The following is a 17,589-nucleotide window of genomic DNA, read 5'->3' as shown; positions in this document are numbered from 1 at the left end:
CACAGTGTGAATCTTACGCGTGACAACCGCACGTGAATGCGCGGCCACGGTCAGACGTGACGACGCAAGCGAGCCGGTGCGGGCGCGCGAGAAAAGCCATACAGCGTCAGCCGGGCATTGAGCCATGCGGCGCTTCACTGGCAGTGCGAGGGTATATACGACGTGCACCGTCGGGCCCGAAGGCAAGACGGCGGCAGATAAAGGCTGGCGCGGAAATCTTGCCGATCAGGCGATCGGGCGAATCGAAGCTCGACTGGTACTACTGCTACTGTCCAAGATCGTGATTCCGGTTAAATGAACTGGGCGAATTTTAGGCAGTTCCGCAAAGTTAAGTCAAGCTGTGATGACACGGCGCGGCGGGATAGGTCGTCAGGCGTGCGCTGAATTTTCCACGGCAAGCTCAGAATTTTCCTTACGTAAATACGGACTCCGAATATTGACGGTATCCATCCCGGAAAACACACTGTTTGCACACTTCGAAACATGTCGTGCGGTTCTGGTGCTCAATCCGCGTTTCACTTCTCCAGATTTCGGCCAGAAAATTTCCGGGTTTCCTTGCGCCATGCGAGGTGCATCCGATCCGCGCAACATCGTCTCTTGTCCGCTGTTTACCCAATTGAGGAATGTATGAAAGATAAAGCTCTTGGCATCGTTGCCGGTGCATTGATTGCTGCTGCTCCGCTCGTGTCGTTTGCTGCCGGTCTGCCCGCGCCGTTTGAAGGCAGCAGCACGCTGCAGGCAGATGGTGTCGTGAAGTCGGTCGACCAGGCTGGACACTCGGTGACCGTGCTCGACGCACAAGGCGGCGAAGCGTCGTTCACCGTCACTGACGTGAGCAACCTGGGGCAGATCAAGCAGGGCGGCAAGGTCCACATCAGGATGATGCGCAACGCCACGGTCAGCGTTACGCGCGATGCCGGCGGCCACGGTACAGCCGCTCAACCGGCGCAGCAGAACACTGCCCAGAACGTGAATGCCGAGGTTCAGGCCATCGACCACGCTTCCGGCATCATGGCGCTGAAGGCCCCGAATGGCGCCGTGTTTCATATTCAGGGTCGTGAGCCGGCAAAGCTCGCTGGCGTGACGCCGGGCATGCAAGTATTGGTGGCGTACGCGCCGCAGGTTAGCGTGGCCGTGGCGCCCGCGCAGTAATTCAAATCAGCCGAAGCGGCGCGTTAGCGCTGGAGCGCGGACGTTCTTTGCGGACGTCCGCTTTTTTTTCGCCCCACTATCCGGCGTGGCTTCAGCGCAGTGATGTTAGACGCGTGATTCGATCTTCAGTCGGGCTCGCCGGGCACAAGGCGCAATCGCGTGATCTCCGAGGGTGCCCCCAGACGCTTCGGCGGCCCCCAATAGCCGGTGCCACGGCTCGTGTAGACCCACAGACCATTCAGCCGTGCGAGGCCGGCCGTGAAGGGCTGCTGAAAACGCACAAAGAAATTCCACGGGAAGAACTGGCCGCCGTGCGTGTGGCCGGACAACTGCAGCGTAAAACCGGCTGCGGCGGCTGCTTCAGCGGAGCGCGGCTGATGTGCGAGCAGTACTTTGATCAGCACGTCGCCAGGGGCGCCGGCAATGGCCGCAACCGGGTCGCTGCGATGCAGCGGGTCATGATGACCCGCTGAGTAGTCAGTCACCCCGGCGATCACGGCGCGCGCGCCGTCGTGTTCCACGATCACATGCTCGTTAAGCAGAACGTTTAGCCCAAGGCGGCGGAATTCGTCGATCCAGGCGTTTGCACCGGCGTAATACTCGTGGTTGCCGGTCACGAGAAACGCGCCATGACGCGCACTGAGGCGCGACAGCGGCTGCGTGTGTTTCGTCAGTTGCGGCACGCTGCCGTCTACCACGTCGCCAGTGACGGCAATCAGGTCCGGATTCAGGCGGTTCACCGCGTCGACGATTGCGTCCACATAGCGGCCTTTGATGGTCGGGCCGACGTGGATATCGCTGATCTGCACGATCGTGAAACCGTCGAGTGCGGCCGGCAAATCGTCGATCGGCACCTCGATCGTCACAACTTTCGCGCGGCGCCGCGCGTTGAACAGGCCGACGAGTGTCGAAAGCAGCGCAAGCATCGGCACCGCGGCCGCCGAACCGATACGCCAGTGCGCGATTGCAATCGTGTTCGGCCAGATTGCATCGACGGTGAGCAGCGAGGCGAGCGCAAGGTCGCGCACGAACGTCAGAACCAGCAGCGACGAAAAGAAGCCCATCGCCAGCAGACCGACCCACGCGAGGCGGTCGCTGAGCGGCTGTTGTTTGATGGTGCGCGCCAGCATGCCGAGCGGTATCAGAAAGATCGACAGCACCAGCCACAGCGCGCACAGCCATCGGCCGGCAGCACTCACTGGCATGTCCGGAATCAGACGAAAGCCGACGTAGATATGCAGCAGAATGCCAATCAGGATGATGCGAACAAGAAACGATGAGCGGCGCATAGAAAGGGTAGAGGCGGGAAGGGGCCGGCAGACGCGGAGCAACGGCGGCGGCTCGCCAGGTGCAATCATGAAACGGCAGACGAGCCCGATCATTCTACCGAGATGTGCATCCCCTTGCCGACGGCGCCAGATTGGTTTCCGCGAGCAGTCGAGCCTGTCCGCGTTGGACGCAGCAACCGGGTACCGCATTGCAGCAATTGCCGTTGCCGGATGCTTGCCGCCTGAACCGCTGTAACACGCTAATTAAATGGGCTTTGAATTGCGTGCTGGGTGGACTATTCTCAAATAGAAGGGACTTGCTTCAGGGCCATCGCGGCCACGGGGCGGTTCGTTTGGTGGTCGGTTGAGGGCGAGGCAGGAGGCGCATCATGAAACTGCTTGGATCAGGTAGTCACGTACGCCACGTACTTCATGGGCATCACGTTGGACGAGAGGGCAGCCACGTCATGCTGCCGCTGGTGGGCATATCCTTGATGGCGCTCGCCTTGTACTTCGGCGTGCGCGGCATCGATTTCTCCGAGTTGGGCAAAAGCGCTTTATTCGACGTGGTGATGGTGTGCGTTGCCCTTGGCATCGCAGGCCTGTTCGGCGCCGTCGGCGCATGGTTGCGTTCCAGTAGCGACGACGCCGGTGAAGGCTTCTGCTTTGTCGGCGCGGTGATCGGCGCAGTGGTGTTCTACATCGCGCTGTTCGGGTAAGCGCTCCGGCAATGCATCGGCGGCCGAAGGGCCGTCAGACGATCCGGGCGGCTTCGTCGAAGGAGAAGCGCGGGCTGCGCGCGAACAGCTTCGACGGGTCGCCGTAACCCAGATTGATCAGGAAGTTCGACTTCACGGTCGTGCCGGCGAAGAAGGCCTCGTCAACCCTGGCGGCGTCGAAGCCTGACATCGGACCCGTGTCCAAACCGAGCGCGCGGGCGGCGAGAATCAGATACCCGCCTTGCAGCGTCGAATTGCGAAAAGCCGTATCCGCGATCGCCTTATCGTTGCCTGCGAACCAGCTGCGTGCGTCGGTATGCGGAAACAGCTTCGGCAGATGCTCGTAAAACGCCATGTCCATCCCGACGATCACCGTGACCGGCGCCGCCATCGTTTTCTCGAGATTGGCCGGCGCCAAGGCCGGACGCAGCTTCTCCTTGCCTTCGGGCGTTTTCACGTAGACAAAGCGGGCGGGACTTGAATTGGCCGAGGTCGGTCCGAGCAACGTGAGTTCGGTGAGCTGTTTGAGCACAGCGTCGTCGATTGGCTTCGCCTGCCAGCCGTTATGCGTGCGTGCTTCGCGAAAGAGCTGATCGAGAGCCTGGTCGGAAAGAGTCATGGTGGAAGTCCGTTGAAGTAGCAGAGTGAGGAAAGCGGCTAACCGCGGTGAATGGCTCAAGTGAATGAGAGCGCAAGCCGCAGGCGTGAGTGTCTTTGTCGTCCCCGCCATAATAGCCAGGGTTCTCACTCGCGCGCGAACCGCGCGCAATCGTATTCAGGCAATCTTATGGCGGACCTTTTCGATGACCTTCCGGTGCCCGACGTGGACTGGTTTCCCGAGTGGCTCACGCCCGAGGCCGCGGCGCGCGCTTTAACCCAACTTATCGACGAAGTGGCGTGGCGTCAGGACATGATGGGCACGCCTGCCGGCCGTGTGCCGTTGCCGCGGCTGACTGCCTGGCAGGGCGAGCCGGACGCGGTTTACGTCTACTCCGGCATTCGCAACGTACCGCAACCGTGGACTCCGGCCGTCGCCGAACTGCGGAGCGCCGCCGAGGCAATCTGCCGGGCGCGCTTTAACAGTGTGCTGATCAACCGTTATCGCAGTGGCGCCGACAGCATGGGATGGCATGCGGACCGCGAGCCGGAACTCGGTCCGCAGCCTGTGATTGCGTCCATCAGCCTGGGCGTTGCGCGCACGTTCGACCTGCGGCACAACAAGACCGGCGTCGTGCAGTCGTTTTCGCTGAAAGGCGGCAGCTTGCTGGTGATGAAAGGCAACACTCAGGCCGACTGGCGGCATCGTGTGCCGAAGGAGCCGCGCGTGGCCGGCGAGCGAATCAATCTGACTTTTCGCTGGGTGACCCCGCGCGCGGCAACACGCTAGCCTGCGCCGGCTAGCTGGCTAGCTGGCTAGCGGATCGTTCAATCCCCCGTCAATCCCGCGCGCGATACCGAAATTGGTATCGCCGACGCGAATCATATGATTGGACGGGTAATGCCCCAGGCACTACGCTACATCACGATCCATCCACCCTGAGGGCCGCAAACGCCGGGCTGGGGATCGCTTACACAACAACGAACAGGAGACGGTCATGGCGAATACACGACGCGCCGCATGTCGTGCGTTGGGCGCGCTCGCGCTTTGCTCGAGCATCGGCGCGCTGGCGCTGGCAACGCCGGGCGCTTACGCGCAGGACAAACAGATCACGCTCGGTTTCGCGCAGGTGGGCGCCGAAAGCGCATGGCGAACCGCCAACACCGAGTCCGTCAAGTCCGCGGCGGCGGACGCAAAGATCAAGCTCAAATTCTCCGACGCTCAGCAAAAGCAGGAAAACCAGATCAAGGCGATCCGCTCTTACATTGCCCAGAAAGTCGACGTGATCGCGTTTTCGCCAGTCGTCGAATCGGGCTGGGAACCGGTGCTGCGCGAAGCTAAAGCGGCAAACATTCCGGTGATCCTGACTGACCGCAACATCGACGTCAAAGACACCTCGCTGTACGTGACGATGATCGGCTCGGACTTCATGGAAGAAGGCCGGCGCGGTGGCCGTTGGCTCGAAGAACATTACAAGAATGATCCCGGCCCCATCAATATCGCCGAGTTGCAGGGGACGGTTGGCTCAGCGCCTGCCAACGACCGGCATGCCGGCTTGATCGAAGTGATCAAGAGCGATCCCAAATTTAAGATCATTGCATCGCAAAGCGGCGACTTCACGCTTGCCGGCGGCAAGCAGGTCATGGAAGCATTTGTAAAAACTTATGGGAATAAAATAAATGTAGTTTATGCGCATAACGACGATATGGCGCTCGGCGCCATCCAGGCGATGGAAGAGGCCGGCATGCATCCGGGCAAGGACGTCACGGTCGTTTCGTTCGACGCGACCAAGGGCGGCTTCCAGGCGATGGCCGCGGGCAAGATGAACGTCGACGTGGAGTGCAGCCCGCTGCTTGGACCGCAACTGATGTCGGCGGTGAAGGACGTGGTGGCCGGCAAGCCGCTGCCCAAGCGCATCCTGACGCAGGAGACGGTCTTCCCGATGAGCGTTGCGGCGCAGACGTTGCCGACCCGCAAGTACTGAGGCGAACGGTATAGGGCAGAGTATGGCGGCTAACTGATTAGCTATCCATATGATTGAAAAAGAATACCAACGAGACACGGGCAGATCGTAAGGGTTTCTCCAGCGGTGCCTGACCGTCCGGCTGCTTTGGCAGCGGACGGTCTCTTTTCCGCCGAATCAGGCTGCGCGAGCTGGCCTGCCTGAGTCCGCCCGACCAACGTAACGCCCATCGAGCGAGGTCTATGACGCATCCCGCATCGAAACCCAAGCCGCCGGCCACGCAGGCCACCACAGGCCTTGCCGCGCAAGCGCGCGAACCCATTCTGGCCACTGCCGGTGTCAGCAAGACTTTCCCGGGCGTGAAAGCGCTGCAGCGAGTCGATTTTCGCCTGTTTCCCGGCGAGATCCACACGTTGATGGGGCAGAACGGCGCCGGCAAGTCCACCCTGATCAACGTGTTGACCGGCGTAGTCGCGCCTGACGGCGGCACGATCCGCCTGGGTGGCGAGATCGTGGCGTTTGCTTCGCCGCAGGAAGCCGAAGCGGCGGGCGTGCGCACGCTGTATCAGGAGGTGAACCTGTGCCCGAACCTCTCGGTGGCGGAGAACATATTTGCGGGCCGGCAGCCGAAGCGGTTCGGCGCGATCGATTGGCCCGACATCAAGCGCCGTGCGCAGGCCGCGCTGCAGCGTCTCGACGTGACGCTCGACGTCACCCGCTCGCTCGACGCCTATCCGATCGCCGTGCAGCAGATGGTGGCGATCGCGAGAGCGCTATCAGTCGACGCACGCGTGCTGATCCTCGACGAGCCGACCTCCAGCCTCGACGACGGCGAAGTCACGCAGCTCTTCAAAATACTTCGACATCTTAAGCAATCGGGAATCGCCATTCTGTTCGTCACGCATTTTATCGAACAGACCTATGCCATCTCCGATCGCATCACGGTGATGCGCAACGGTGAGCGCGAAGGCGAATACCTTGCACGCGATCTGCCGGCCGATCAGCTGGTGGCGAAGATGGTCGGTCACGAGCGCATGAGCGCGCGCCTGCGCGAAGCAGCGCAGGTTGGACACGCTGCCCATGAAGGGCCGCAGGGCAAGGCGGCGGTTCAGCCGTTCGTCGAACTGCGCGGCGTCGGACGGCGCGGCACCCTGCAGCCGCTCGACCTCGACGTGCAGCCGGGCCAGATCCTGGGGCTGGCCGGTCTGCTCGGGTCGGGCCGCACGGAGACCGCGCGACTGTTGTTCGGGGCCGACCGTGCCGATAGCGGCACCATCCTGATCGAAGGCCGACCCGTGCGATTGCGTTCGCCGCACGACGCCGTGCGTCACGGCATCGGCTACTGCGCGGAGGATCGCAAGAAAGAGGGCATCGTCGCCGAACTGTCGATTCGCGAGAACATTCTGCTCGCGTTGCAGGCGCGACGCGGCTGGTGGCGCAAGATCAAACGGCAGCGTGCCCATGAAATCGCGGACATGTGGATCGAGCGGCTCGGCATCAAGGCGACGGATGCCGAACAGCCGATCGGGCTGCTCTCCGGCGGCAACCAGCAGAAAGCGCTGCTCGCGCGTTGGCTGGCCACTGATCCCAAGCTGCTGATCCTCGACGAGCCCACCCGCGGCATCGACGTCGCCGCGAAGTTCGACATCATGGACCGCCTGCTGGCGCTGTGCGCGAACGGTCTGAGCATCCTGTTCATCTCATCGGAAATCAGTGAGGTGCTGCGCGTGAGCCATCGCGTAGCGGTCCTGCGCGACCGTCGCAAGATCGCGGAAGTGGCCGGCAAGGCGTCGAACGAAGACAACATCTATCGACTCATCGCGGGGAGCGGCGAATGAAGCTATCGAACTGGTTCGCGCGCGATGGCGCGGAGCGTCCGTTGATCTGGCCTTGCGTCACGCTGGTGCTGTTATGCGTCCTGAACCTGTGGGTGAATCCGCATTTTCTGTCGCTGCGGATGCTCGACGGCCACCTGTTCGGCGCGCCGGTCGACGTCCTGAATCGCGCCGCGCCGCTGGTGCTGGTCGCTACCGGCATGACGCTCGTGATCGCCACACGTGGCATCGATATTTCGGTTGGCGCGGTCGTGGCGATTGCCGGCGCCGCAGCCGCGACGATACTCGCGACGCAACCCGTGCCGGATGCCGGATTGATCGCGCAGGCTCTGGTCGCGGCGTTGATCGTCGGCGTGTTGAGTGGCATGTGGAACGGCTTGCTGGTGTCGTTCGTCGGCATGCAACCGATCATCGCGACGCTGATTCTGATGGTCGCGGGCCGCGGCATCGCTCAATTGCTGACAGCCGGGCAGATCATACCGATCGGCGCACCTGGCTACTTGTTCGTCGGCGGCGGCTATTTGCTTGGCGTGCCGTGCTCGGTGTGGATCGCGAGCGTGGCCGTGCTGGCTACCGCAGTGCTCGTTGAAGGCACGGCGCTCGGCCTTTTTATCCGTGCGATCGGCGTCAATCCGGTGGCAACGCGCCTCGTCGGTCTGCGCTCGAAAGCGCTGGTATTCGCGGTGTATGGCTTCTCGGGATTGACCGCCGCGATGGCGGGCATCCTCATCAGCTCGAACGTGCGCAGTGCCGACGGCAATAACGCCGGTCTGCTGCTGGAACTCGACGCGATTCTGGCGGTAACGCTCGGCGGCACCTCGCTGCTTGGCGGCCGCTTCAGTTTGACGGGCACCGTGCTGGGCGCACTGATTATCCAGACGCTCACCTATACGACCTATTCGATCGGCGTGCCGCCGGAAGCGACGCTCGTCGTCAAGGCAGCCGTGGTGCTCGCGGTGAGTGTGATCCAGTCGCCCTCGGCGCGCGCGCTCGCCATGTCGCTCTTCACGCAGCGCGGGGTGGCGCGATGAGACGACTCGGCGAAGTCTGGGCCCATATCGTCGATCCGCGCACGCTGCCGATCGCCGTCACCATCCTGTTGTTTTGCGCGCTGTTCGGCTTCGGCTCGGTAATGTACACGGGTTTTTTCTCGTGGCAAGTGCTGCTCGATCTGCTGGTCGACAATGCCTTCCTGCTGATCGTCGCCATCGGTATGACATTTGTGATCGTGTCAGGCGGAATCGATCTGTCGGTGGGTTCGGTCGTGGCGCTGACCACGATTGTCGAAGCGGTGCTGTCCGAACACATGCATTGGCCGGTCTGGCTGATTGTGCCGATCGTGCTGCTGATGGGCACGGTGTTCGGCGCGGTGCAAGGCGCGCTGATTCACTTCTTTCGCTTGCAGGCGTTCATTGTCACGCTGGCCGGCATGTTCTTCGCGCGCGGCTTGTGCTTTCTGATCACGACGCAGTCGATCACGATCAACGATCCGACGTTCCAGAAGATTTCCGCGTTTCGCCTCAACATCGGTGTCGGTTCGGTTTCAGCCAATGTGTTGATCGCGCTCGTCGCGCTGGCCGCGGCGATCTATGTCGCGCATTTCACGCGGTTTGGCCGCAACGTCTACGCGGTTGGCGGCAATCCGCGCTCGGCGCTGCTGATGGGCTTGCCGCTCGCGCGTACACGGATCGGGGTATATGCGCTGAGCGGGTTCTGCTCGGCGCTCGGCGGCGCGGTGTTCACGTTCTATGTGCTGTCGGGGTACGGGCTGCAAGGGCAGGGCATGGAACTCGATGCGATTGCGGCGACGGTGATCGGCGGCACCTTGTTGACGGGCGGGGTCGGTTATGTGATCGGCTCGCTGTTCGGCGTCGGCATTCTAGGCACGATCCAGACGCTGATTACTTTCGACGGCACGCTCAGTTCCTGGTGGACTCGCATTGTGATCGGCGCCTTGCTGTGCGCGTTCTGTCTGTTGCAACGGCTGATCGAGCGGCATGCAAAGTCGGCGCGACGCCCTGGTGGCACGGGTGCGGTCGTGACGCCGGGCCGCGGGCGGGGGCAGGGCGGCGCAGCGGCGGCGCCCGATTCGCATGTGATCGGACGCGCGCCGGAACAGGCGCTATAGCGGCAATGCGAAGTCGCGCGGCTTAGGCGTTGAGCTCACGGCCCTTGGTCTCCGGCAACGTCAGCGCGGCGAGAATCACGATACCGTATGCCGCGGCGGCGAAGACGCCGATCGCATGGCCGAGCGGCATGCTCTGCGAGACGTAACCGATCAGAAAGGGAAACGTTGCGCCGACCGCTCGCCCGAAGTTGTAGCAGAAGCCCTGACCGGAACCGCGAATGCGCGTGGGGAAGAGTTCAGTGAGAAACGCGCCCATTCCCGAGAAAATACCCGACGCGCAGAAGCCGAGCGGGAAGCCGAGCACGAGCATGGTGAGGTTATCGAGCGGCAGTTGCGTATAGATCAGCGCGATCGCGCACGAGGCCAGCGCGAACGCAATGAACGCACGCTTGCGGCCGATTTTGTCGCTGACGTAAGCACCCGTCAGATAGCCGCAGTACGAGCCCACGATAACCACGCCCAGATAGCTGCCGGTGCCGATTACGCTCAGATGCCGTTCGGTCTTCAGATAGGTCGGCAGCCACGTGGTCACCGCGTAGTAGCCGCCTTGCACGCCGGTCGCCAGAACGGAGGCGCGCAGCGTCGTCCAGACGATATCGCCACGGAAGATGTCGATCAACGACGGGCGTGTTTGTGCCGCGGCTTGCGCTTCTTTCTGTTGCCGATGCACCTCCGGCTCGTCGACGAAACGGCGGATCCAGATCACGAACGGCGCCGGTGCAATACCGATCGCGAACAGCACACGCCACGCGTAATCGGCCGACACCCACGAAAACAGGGCCATGAATAGCAGCGTCGACAGGCCCCAACCGATCGCCCAGCCTGCCTGCACCAGACCGACCGCCTTACCGCGGTCACGCGGACGGATCACCTCGCCGATCAGCACGGCGCCCGCCGTCCATTCGCCGCCGAAGCCGAGCCCCATCAAGCCGCGTGCCCACAGCAACTGCGAGAAGTTCTGCGCCAGTGCGCAAGCCAGCGTGAACACCGCGAACCAGAGAATCGTGATCTGCAGCGTTTTCACCCGGCCAATGCGATCGGACAGCACGCCGGCCGCCCAGCCGCCGACTGCCGAACTCAGCAGCGTAACCGTTCCGATGAGGCCGGCGTCGCCGCGCGTGATGCCCCATGTTGCAATCAGCGTCGGAATCACGAAGCTCAGGAATTGCGTGTCCATGGCGTCGAGCACGTAGCCGACCTTGCAGCTCCAGAACGCACGCTTTTCGCTGATGGAAATCTGCCGATACCATGCGAACGGTCCTTTCCCTGTGCCGGGCGCGTCATAGCACTCGGCGTTTGAGGTCAATTGCACTTCGGTTTTCATGCAAGGGCTCCGGTCGTGGTCAATGGCCGCGTCTTGCCGCGCAGCTCGTGGTTGGGACAAGTGAGGCTGCGGCTAAAGGACCGCCAGCGTGGTGTTGGGAATGTCGGTGACGAGCATGTGTCCCGGTTTGTGTGCGATCGCAAACGGCAAGCGCGCGCTTTCTATTGCGGCTTGCGGGGTGACGCCACAGGCCCAGAACACGGGTATTTCGTCGCTGCGCACTTCGACTGCATCGCCGAAATCGGGGCGCGTGATGTCACGAATGCCGATCAGCGACGGATCGCCGAGATGAACCGGCGCGCCATGCACCGCGGGAAAACGGCTGGTGATCTGAATGGCGCGGATCGCGTCGGCGGCTTTCATCGGCCGCATCGAGACCACGCGGTTACCACCGAATACGCCTGCTGCCACGTTGCGCTCGCGCGTTCGATACATCGGCACGTTGACCTGCTGTTCGATATGACGCAGCGGAATGCCTTCGCGTCGCAACATTTCCTCGAACGAAAACGAGCAGCCGATCGCGAACACCACCAGGTCGTCGCGCCACAGTGCGTCGAGGCTACGCACTTCCTCGGTACGCTCGCCGTGGCGGTACACGTAAAACGCGGGGACGTCATTGCGTATGTCGAGATCGGCGCCAAGCGACGGCACGCGCCATTCGCCCGGTTCGCCGATGCCGAGCAACGGGCAGGCCTTCGGATTGAGCGTGCAGAAGCGCAGGAAATCGTCGGCGTATTGCCTGGGCAGGATGGCGAGATTGGCTTGCGCATAGTCGCCACAGTAGCCCGCAGTCGGCCCAAAGAGGCGGCGAGTGCGAATCTGTTGACGAAACTCGGAAGGCGTATAGGACATGAACGGCTTGACTCCAGCTGGATCCGGGTGATTCATGGAACCCAGATTAGTAACGCCAAAAATATCCATCCAGCGAGTTATTCTTGCTTTTTGTTAAATTAAACTTAACAGCGCAGACGAGCTTATGCAGCGATGATCGTGTGCATCTGAATGCTGTTCGGGAGCCAATGCAATGAATACGCGCTTTGTCGAAACGTTTTTGACGCTCGCCCGTCTGGGCAGTTTTCGCGCGACGGCCGCTGCAATGCATGCGACGCCCGCCGCGATTTCGCTGCGGATCAAAACGCTTGAAGCCGAGTTGGGCGTCGAACTGATCGAACGCGATGCCGCGGAGTTTCAACTCACGGCGAACGGCGAGCGCCTGCTCGCGCATGCGCGCTCGGTGGTGCAGGCCACGCGCTCGCTGCAACTGGCTGCGCAGGACGAAACCCAGGTGACGAAGCGCCTGCGGCTCGGCGTAGTCGAAACGGTGGTGCATAGCTGGCTGCCGGATTACATCCGGATGCTGAACGTCGAGTACAACCGCATCGTCGTAGACCTGACCGTGGACACAAGTGCGGTGCTCGGGCCGCGCTTGCGCTCGGGTGACCTGGATCTGGTCATTCAGGTGGAGGAAACCGGCGAGCAGGAAGCGTCGATTGTTTCGACTTTGCTGGCCAGTTATCCCGTGCGCTGGATCGCACGCAGCGATCTGATTCCGGCGAACCGTGCGAAGCATATGCAGACGCTGTTGCAGAAACCCGTGCTGACATTTGGCCGTGGCACAGCGCCGCAAATCGCCGTGGAGGCGATTGTCGAGAGGCTCGCGAAGCGTGCCGGGGTGCCGTTTGCGGATACTCAGGTGACCTGCATGCCGTCGGTGGCGGTGATCGTGAAATTGCTGCGCGATGGCTATGGGATCGCCGCTGTGCCGGCCTTGTTTGTCGAGCCGTTTCTCAGCAGCGGCGAACTGGGGCAATTGCAGGTGCGTCCGCTGCCACCGCCAATCGATGTTGCCATGTATTGCCGTGACGCTGCCGACGTCGGCGTGCTGGCGGCCTCACGTGTCGCGCGCAGTGCGTGTGATCAGTACGCGAAGGCAATGGGGCGGCAGTTGATCGAGAGGCGGTGATGTGCAGCGATGCAGGGGCGTGTTCTGCCTCAGCAAATGAAATTCCAGTGCGCTTTCGAGGCTGCGTCCTGACGCCCGTCACTGCGTGAGGCGCCGGCGCGCGGTCGCGACCAGTTTGTCGAACGAAAAGCTGCTCGCGGCAAGCGCGGTGGTATCCGGAAAATTTTCGCGTGTGATGTCGGTCAACACTTGGCCCGGCGGCGCTTCGATCAGCACACGGGCGCCCATTTCCTGGATGACGGTGAGCGCATCGAACCAGCGTACGGTGTGGCGCATATTGGTCGCGAGATCGTCGCGAATGGCCTCGGCCGTGTACAGCGGGCGGCCGCCGCGATTGCCGACATAGGTGCTGTGCGGCGTGTGGAAAGGGACGTGCTGTGCGTATGCAAGCAGCTCGTCCGTGGCATGCGCGAGCAGTTCGCAATGTGACGGTACGCTCACTGCAAGACGGACGGCTTTGCGCGCGCCTGCGGCCAGAGCGCGTTCGATGAACGCGTCCAGCGCGTTGTTCGCTCCAGCCATGACGATCTGACGCGGCGCGTTGACATTGCCGACATAGACCCGCTCATGGCCCGCATCCGCGTGCTGTGCGGCGAGTGTTTCCAGTTGGTGTTCCGTCAGACCCGACACGGCTGCGAGACCGTAGCCCGACGGGTACGCCGTCTCCATCAATTCGGCGCGCTTTCGCACCATCCGTAACGCGTCGTCAAAACGAATCGCGCCGCAACTCACCGCTGCGGTATAGGCACCCACTGACAAACCCGCGCTGATCTCCGGCGTGAGCTGTTCGTCGGCCAGTGCGCGCGTGATCGCCACACCGGCGACGGTCAAGCCGATCTGCACGGCGACGGTCGAGCGCAGCGCGTCTGGCGTGTCGAGTGTGAGTACGTCGATGCCAAGCACTTGGGACGCTTCGTCGAGTGTGCCGGCGACAGCGTGATGTTGCGGCAAACGGTGCAGGAATCCGTCCGATTGCGCACCCTGGCCGGGAAACAGAAGGGCGAGCATCAGGCATCGGCGCGAGCGGGCGCCCACGGATCGGTAACGAGTTGCGGACCGCGCGCATGGCGTGCCATCACGCGTGCTTTGTTTGCCGCCCATTCGGCGAGCGCAATGCCGCCCGCGGGCGTTTCCAGTTGCGCGTCCACGCGAATGCAGGCGTGTTGTGCGATGGCTTGCAAATGATTCAGCAGCTGAATGGCCGCATGCTGCGAGAGTTTTTCCGGCACGCGGATCAGCAGATCGAGATCGCTCGAGAGCGTGACGGTGGGCGCCTGAGCGGCCAGTTCGAAGCCTGCGCTGCCTGTCGGTCCCCAGACGAATCCAGTCAATGCGCAGGCCATGTCGCGCTGTAACGTGGCAAGGGCCATGAAAGCAGGCAACGCATTGCGCCCCGCACGAGGGCTGCGCAGCGCCAATGCTTCTGGCGGCACGGCGCTTTCGATATCGTCCAGATGCGCCCACGTGCCGTAGCGCTGCGACCGCTCCGCGCCGCGTAAGCCGATCGCCACGAAACCGTCAGCGGCCAGCGCGCGTCGTACGACCGCATACGGCGCGCGCTCGAAAGATTCGCGAACCCATGGCGGTTCACCGTCAAACTGCCGCAAACGGTTCAGGCGCAGCAGATCGTGCGGCCGCCAACGCTCATCGCACGACAACGCATGAGTGCTGGCGAAAGGCGGCGTTGCGCAGACCTGCATTACACGGCGTCCCATTGTTCGGCGAGACGCCGCCGTACTTCAATCGAGGCTGCGCGATTCTTTTGTGCCGCGGCCGATTCGAGACGATGCGATAGATCGCGGCTGCCGGCGCGCGCGCTGCGAATCTGTTCGATCAGCACCTGACGCACGCGCTCGATTTGCTCGGCATCCGGCGCATCGGCGTCGACGTCGCCGATCAACTGATCGAGCAGGCCGAGTTTGGCAAACGACGTCATCGAGTACGACATCGGCACAATGGTCTCGCCGAGCGCGTCGAGTGCTTCCACGGTACGCCGCGTGACCCGGGCGGCTGCTTCCTTGCCCATGGCGTGAACCATCGTGCCGGGCGCGTCGAGTGCGACGATCCGGTTGGCCTGATAGCCGTGCGCGAGGAATGCGCCCGACATGGCGGGTCCGACGATCAGCGCGATCACCGGATGCCCGGCGTCGCGCGCCGATGCATAAGCATCGACGGCGGCTGCGCAGGCGAGGTGAATGCCGAGCATCTCTTCGCGGTAGCCATATGCCTGGCTTTTGACGTCGACGATCGCGACGATCGGGCGGCGCGTGGCGCTCGCCTCGTCCTGCGTGATGGCCTCGCGTACCGCGCGCGCGAGTTGCCAGCCTTGCTCGAGACCGACGACGTTGTCGGTCGCGCGGGGAAAGCGGTTGTCGGGATCGGGAACCACCGCAATGAAGCGCGCGGTCTCGCCGCCGAGCGACGCATCGCCGCTCCATACGGGCGCCTCGCCGGACAGTTCGCCGGCTAGCGCATGGAACCAGCGCGCGCCGCGGCTGAGGGTGGTATCGCTCATGCGTGCTCCTTGCGCGCGTTGTTTTGCGCATGTGGGTTATACACATCACGCATCGTTTCAGGCGTCACGCTGGCCGGGTCGATCTGCGCGAGGCGCGTGAGGAACGTGTCGACCTGTTCGCTGCGATGTGCAGTTGGCAGTCCTTGAATGAATGCTGAACGCACGGCGGCGTGCACCGCATCCGTATCGTCGTCGACCAGTTGGTCGGCGAGCGCGGTCTGCGCCCGTTGTTCGCCGCCGATCAATTGCCACACGCGGCGCCGGTCGCTCGAGTCGAGTTCTTCGATACCGGCTTCCTGTTCGATCACTTCAGGGCCGTTCATGCCGAGCCGCCCCTGCTTCGTCACGATCAGGTAAGAGCACAAGGCCGCGGCCAGCGACATGCCGCCAAAGCAGCCGACCATGCCCGCAATCACGCCGACTACCGGCACATGCCGGCGCAATGCGACGATCGCGGCCTGAATTTCGGCGATCACCGCGAGGCCGAGGTTGGCTTCCTGGAGCCGCACGCCGCCGGTTTCGAACAGCACGACCGGCCGGACGATCTTGCCGCGTTCGCAGTCGCGTAAGGCCATGTCGAGCGCGGCGGCGATCTTGCTGCCCGAGACCTCGCCGATGCTGCCTCCCTGGAACGCGGACTCGATCGCGGCGACCACGGCCGGTTCGCCGTCGATAGTGCCGCGTGCGATCACGCAGCCGTCATCCGCCTGGCAGACGACACCTTGCAGCGGCAGCCACGGCGATTCGATCTTGTCGAACGGTCCGAGCAGTTCGCGGAACGTGCCCGCGTCGAGCAGCGCGCGGGCGCGTTCGCGCGCGGGCAGTTCGATAAAGCTGTCACGCAGCATGGGCGCGGGACGGGTGGAGGCGAGCGTGCTCATGCGTCGTCTCCCTGTTCGGCTGCTTCGATGGCTTCCGCGAGCCGCAACGCCACGACGCCGGGAGTCGCGCCGAAGTCGTTGATTTCGATCTGCGCGGCGCCGTCGTAACGGCTGAAAAAGCGATCGAGCACGCTCTTCCAGATGTGGCCGTAACCGTCGACGCTGGTGCGCACGACCACGTGCGCGCTCAGGGCCGCGCTGGTTTCAGCAGGCGACAGCAGTACTTCCAGATCGCCCGAACCGACTACGCCCACATGCGCGCGAGTCGTGACGGCGCGTTGCGCCGGATAGTCGAAGGTCAGATGTTCCATGAGGCTGAGCTCCCATCGGCGTCATGATGCGCCAGCATGTCGAGAAAGAGGGTGGCGGCGAGCAGATCCGCTGCGCCGCCAGGCGATGCGTTGAGCGAGAGCAGCGCGTGTTCGAGTGCGGCGAGGGCGGTTTGACCGCCCGGCGTTGAACTCCCGCCCGCCTTTAGCACACGGCGCGCGCCGTGTTGTGCTGCGTGCAAACCAGGCAAACCCGCGCGATGCAGCAGACAGGTGTCGTCGAGTGAAGCCATGATCGAGAGCAGGGCGTCGATACGCGCGGCGTTTTCGTCGACGCCGTTGGTTCGCGCCGCGCGCAACGCGGGCAAACCGATATCGACGACGTGTGGGAAACCGTCTTGTGCCTCACGGCGTGCGCCGCCCACCTGATAGCGTTGCCGGGCGCGTTCGCCGTGACTATCGGAAGGCGCGGCGAAGCGATCCGGAAAGCAGGCAATCCGCGCGGCGAGCGTAGAGACGTGCGCCGCGTTCAAACGCGTGGTGTTGCCGGTCATCGAAGCGCCGGCCACCAGCAAGCCGACGATCCAGATCGCGCCGCGATGCGCGTTGCTGCCGCCAGTGGCATGCAGCATGTCCTGCTCGCCGGCGCGGCCGATTTGCGCGAGTTCGGCGCGCAAAAGCGCGGAGGGTTCACGACGGTGGCGCGCTGCGCGTGCCAGCGCCGCGAAGGTCGGCTCGAGCGTGCGTGCCGAGCGCAGCATGGTGGCGAGATCGAGGTCGCGATGCGCGCCGCTGCCGCGCCGGTCGACCAGCGCGGGTTTCGGCGTCAGTTGCGCTTCTTCGATCAGCGCGGTGACGGCATGGTGTGCAAGTTGAGCATCGGATAGCGCAGTGCATACCCTGAGCGTGTTCGCCTCGCGCGCAGGCGAAACGGCAGTGCGGCGCATGAGTTCGGCCTGCACCGCGGGCATGGC

18 protein-coding genes are annotated in these 17,589 nt (G+C 63.2%); 8 read left to right on the top strand and 10 right to left on the bottom strand.

Annotated elements, in window-relative coordinates:
• Positions 1-627 precede the first annotated feature (627 nt).
• Entirely contained in the window at positions 628-1,152 is a 525-nt protein-coding gene (locus BCY88_RS23800) for a hypothetical protein (protein WP_120346621.1), read from the top strand.
• 125 nt (positions 1,153-1,277) lie between these two features.
• Here BCY88_RS23800 and BCY88_RS23795 read toward each other — a convergent pair whose 3' ends face one another.
• Entirely contained in the window at positions 1,278-2,441 is a 1,164-nt protein-coding gene (locus BCY88_RS23795) for a metallophosphoesterase (RefSeq protein WP_120346620.1), read from the bottom strand.
• 368 nt (positions 2,442-2,809) lie between these two features.
• Between BCY88_RS23795 and BCY88_RS23790 the strand changes: the two genes are divergently transcribed.
• On the top strand, positions 2,810-3,139 hold the full coding sequence (locus tag BCY88_RS23790; RefSeq protein ID WP_120346619.1) for a hypothetical protein: 330 nt from the start codon (positions 2,810-2,812) through the stop codon (positions 3,137-3,139).
• A 34-nt stretch (positions 3,140-3,173) separates the two neighbouring features.
• Here BCY88_RS23790 and BCY88_RS23785 read toward each other — a convergent pair whose 3' ends face one another.
• Entirely contained in the window at positions 3,174-3,758 is a 585-nt protein-coding gene (locus tag BCY88_RS23785) for a malonic semialdehyde reductase (RefSeq protein ID WP_120346618.1), read from the bottom strand.
• A 168-nt stretch (positions 3,759-3,926) separates the two neighbouring features.
• Between BCY88_RS23785 and BCY88_RS23780 the strand changes: the two genes are divergently transcribed.
• The 5 genes from BCY88_RS23780 (at position 3,927) to yjfF (ending at position 9,663) form a co-directional block, all read left to right on the top strand.
• Positions 3,927-4,526 carry an alpha-ketoglutarate-dependent dioxygenase AlkB family protein gene (locus BCY88_RS23780; RefSeq protein ID WP_120346617.1) on the top strand — a complete coding sequence of 200 codons (600 nt, stop codon included), beginning with the start codon at positions 3,927-3,929 and terminating at the stop codon, positions 4,524-4,526.
• Positions 4,527-4,734: 208 nt separating this feature from the next.
• Complete coding sequence (locus BCY88_RS23775; protein WP_120346616.1) at positions 4,735-5,721, top strand: ABC transporter substrate-binding protein; 987 nt, start codon at positions 4,735-4,737, stop codon at positions 5,719-5,721.
• A 221-nt stretch (positions 5,722-5,942) separates the two neighbouring features.
• Entirely contained in the window at positions 5,943-7,538 is a 1,596-nt protein-coding gene (locus tag BCY88_RS23770; RefSeq protein ID WP_120346615.1) for a sugar ABC transporter ATP-binding protein, read from the top strand.
• Positions 7,535-8,566, top strand: coding sequence for an ABC transporter permease (locus BCY88_RS23765; RefSeq protein ID WP_120346614.1), 1,032 nt, complete (start codon positions 7,535-7,537; stop codon positions 8,564-8,566). Before BCY88_RS23770 ends, BCY88_RS23765 begins: the two co-directional genes overlap by 4 nt.
• On the top strand, positions 8,563-9,663 hold the full coding sequence (yjfF, locus tag BCY88_RS23760; RefSeq protein WP_120346613.1) for a galactofuranose ABC transporter, permease protein YjfF: 1,101 nt from the start codon (positions 8,563-8,565) through the stop codon (positions 9,661-9,663). The genes BCY88_RS23765 and yjfF overlap by 4 nt, the downstream gene beginning before the upstream one ends.
• Before the next feature lie 22 nt (positions 9,664-9,685).
• On the opposite strand, the gene BCY88_RS23755 is transcribed toward yjfF, so the two are convergent.
• Positions 9,686-10,987 carry an MFS transporter gene (locus tag BCY88_RS23755; RefSeq protein ID WP_183081436.1) on the bottom strand — a complete coding sequence of 434 codons (1,302 nt, stop codon included), beginning with the start codon at positions 10,985-10,987 and terminating at the stop codon, positions 9,686-9,688.
• A 72-nt stretch (positions 10,988-11,059) separates the two neighbouring features.
• Complete coding sequence (locus BCY88_RS23750) at positions 11,060-11,839, bottom strand: putative hydro-lyase (RefSeq protein ID WP_120346612.1); 780 nt, start codon at positions 11,837-11,839, stop codon at positions 11,060-11,062.
• A 172-nt stretch (positions 11,840-12,011) separates the two neighbouring features.
• On the opposite strand from BCY88_RS23750, the gene BCY88_RS23745 reads away from it, so the two are divergent.
• Positions 12,012-12,950, top strand: a complete 939-nt coding sequence (locus tag BCY88_RS23745; protein WP_120346611.1) for a LysR family transcriptional regulator — start codon at positions 12,012-12,014, stop codon at positions 12,948-12,950.
• A 78-nt stretch (positions 12,951-13,028) separates the two neighbouring features.
• Here the strand turns inward: BCY88_RS23745 and mdcH are convergent, their stop codons facing one another.
• Genes mdcH through BCY88_RS23715 form a run of 6 tightly spaced genes read right to left on the bottom strand, consistent with a single transcriptional unit; the run spans position 13,029 to position 17,562 of the window.
• Entirely contained in the window at positions 13,029-13,958 is a 930-nt protein-coding gene (gene mdcH, locus BCY88_RS23740) for a malonate decarboxylase subunit epsilon (protein WP_120346610.1), read from the bottom strand.
• Positions 13,958-14,650 (bottom strand): malonate decarboxylase holo-ACP synthase, encoded by a 693-nt coding sequence (locus BCY88_RS23735; RefSeq protein ID WP_120346609.1) that lies wholly within the window; start codon positions 14,648-14,650, stop codon positions 13,958-13,960. The genes mdcH and BCY88_RS23735 overlap by 1 nt, the downstream gene beginning before the upstream one ends.
• On the bottom strand, positions 14,650-15,465 hold the full coding sequence (gene mdcE / locus BCY88_RS23730) for a biotin-independent malonate decarboxylase subunit gamma (RefSeq protein WP_120346608.1): 816 nt from the start codon (positions 15,463-15,465) through the stop codon (positions 14,650-14,652). Before mdcE ends, BCY88_RS23735 begins: the two co-directional genes overlap by 1 nt.
• Positions 15,462-16,346 (bottom strand): biotin-independent malonate decarboxylase subunit beta, encoded by an 885-nt coding sequence (locus BCY88_RS23725; protein ID WP_120346607.1) that lies wholly within the window; start codon positions 16,344-16,346, stop codon positions 15,462-15,464. Before BCY88_RS23725 ends, mdcE begins: the two co-directional genes overlap by 4 nt.
• Complete coding sequence (locus BCY88_RS23720) at positions 16,343-16,657, bottom strand: malonate decarboxylase subunit delta (RefSeq protein ID WP_120346606.1); 315 nt, start codon at positions 16,655-16,657, stop codon at positions 16,343-16,345. Before BCY88_RS23720 ends, BCY88_RS23725 begins: the two co-directional genes overlap by 4 nt.
• Positions 16,645-17,562, bottom strand: coding sequence for a triphosphoribosyl-dephospho-CoA synthase (locus BCY88_RS23715; RefSeq protein ID WP_259461496.1), 918 nt, complete (start codon positions 17,560-17,562; stop codon positions 16,645-16,647). The genes BCY88_RS23720 and BCY88_RS23715 overlap by 13 nt, the downstream gene beginning before the upstream one ends.
• Positions 17,563-17,589: the final 27 nt, after the last annotated feature.

Origin of the sequence: Paraburkholderia fungorum, assembly GCF_003610895.1 — a bacterium.
Taxonomy (GTDB): domain Bacteria; phylum Pseudomonadota; class Gammaproteobacteria; order Burkholderiales; family Burkholderiaceae; genus Paraburkholderia; species Paraburkholderia fungorum_B.
This window is presented reverse-complemented; position numbering and strand designations above follow the sequence as displayed.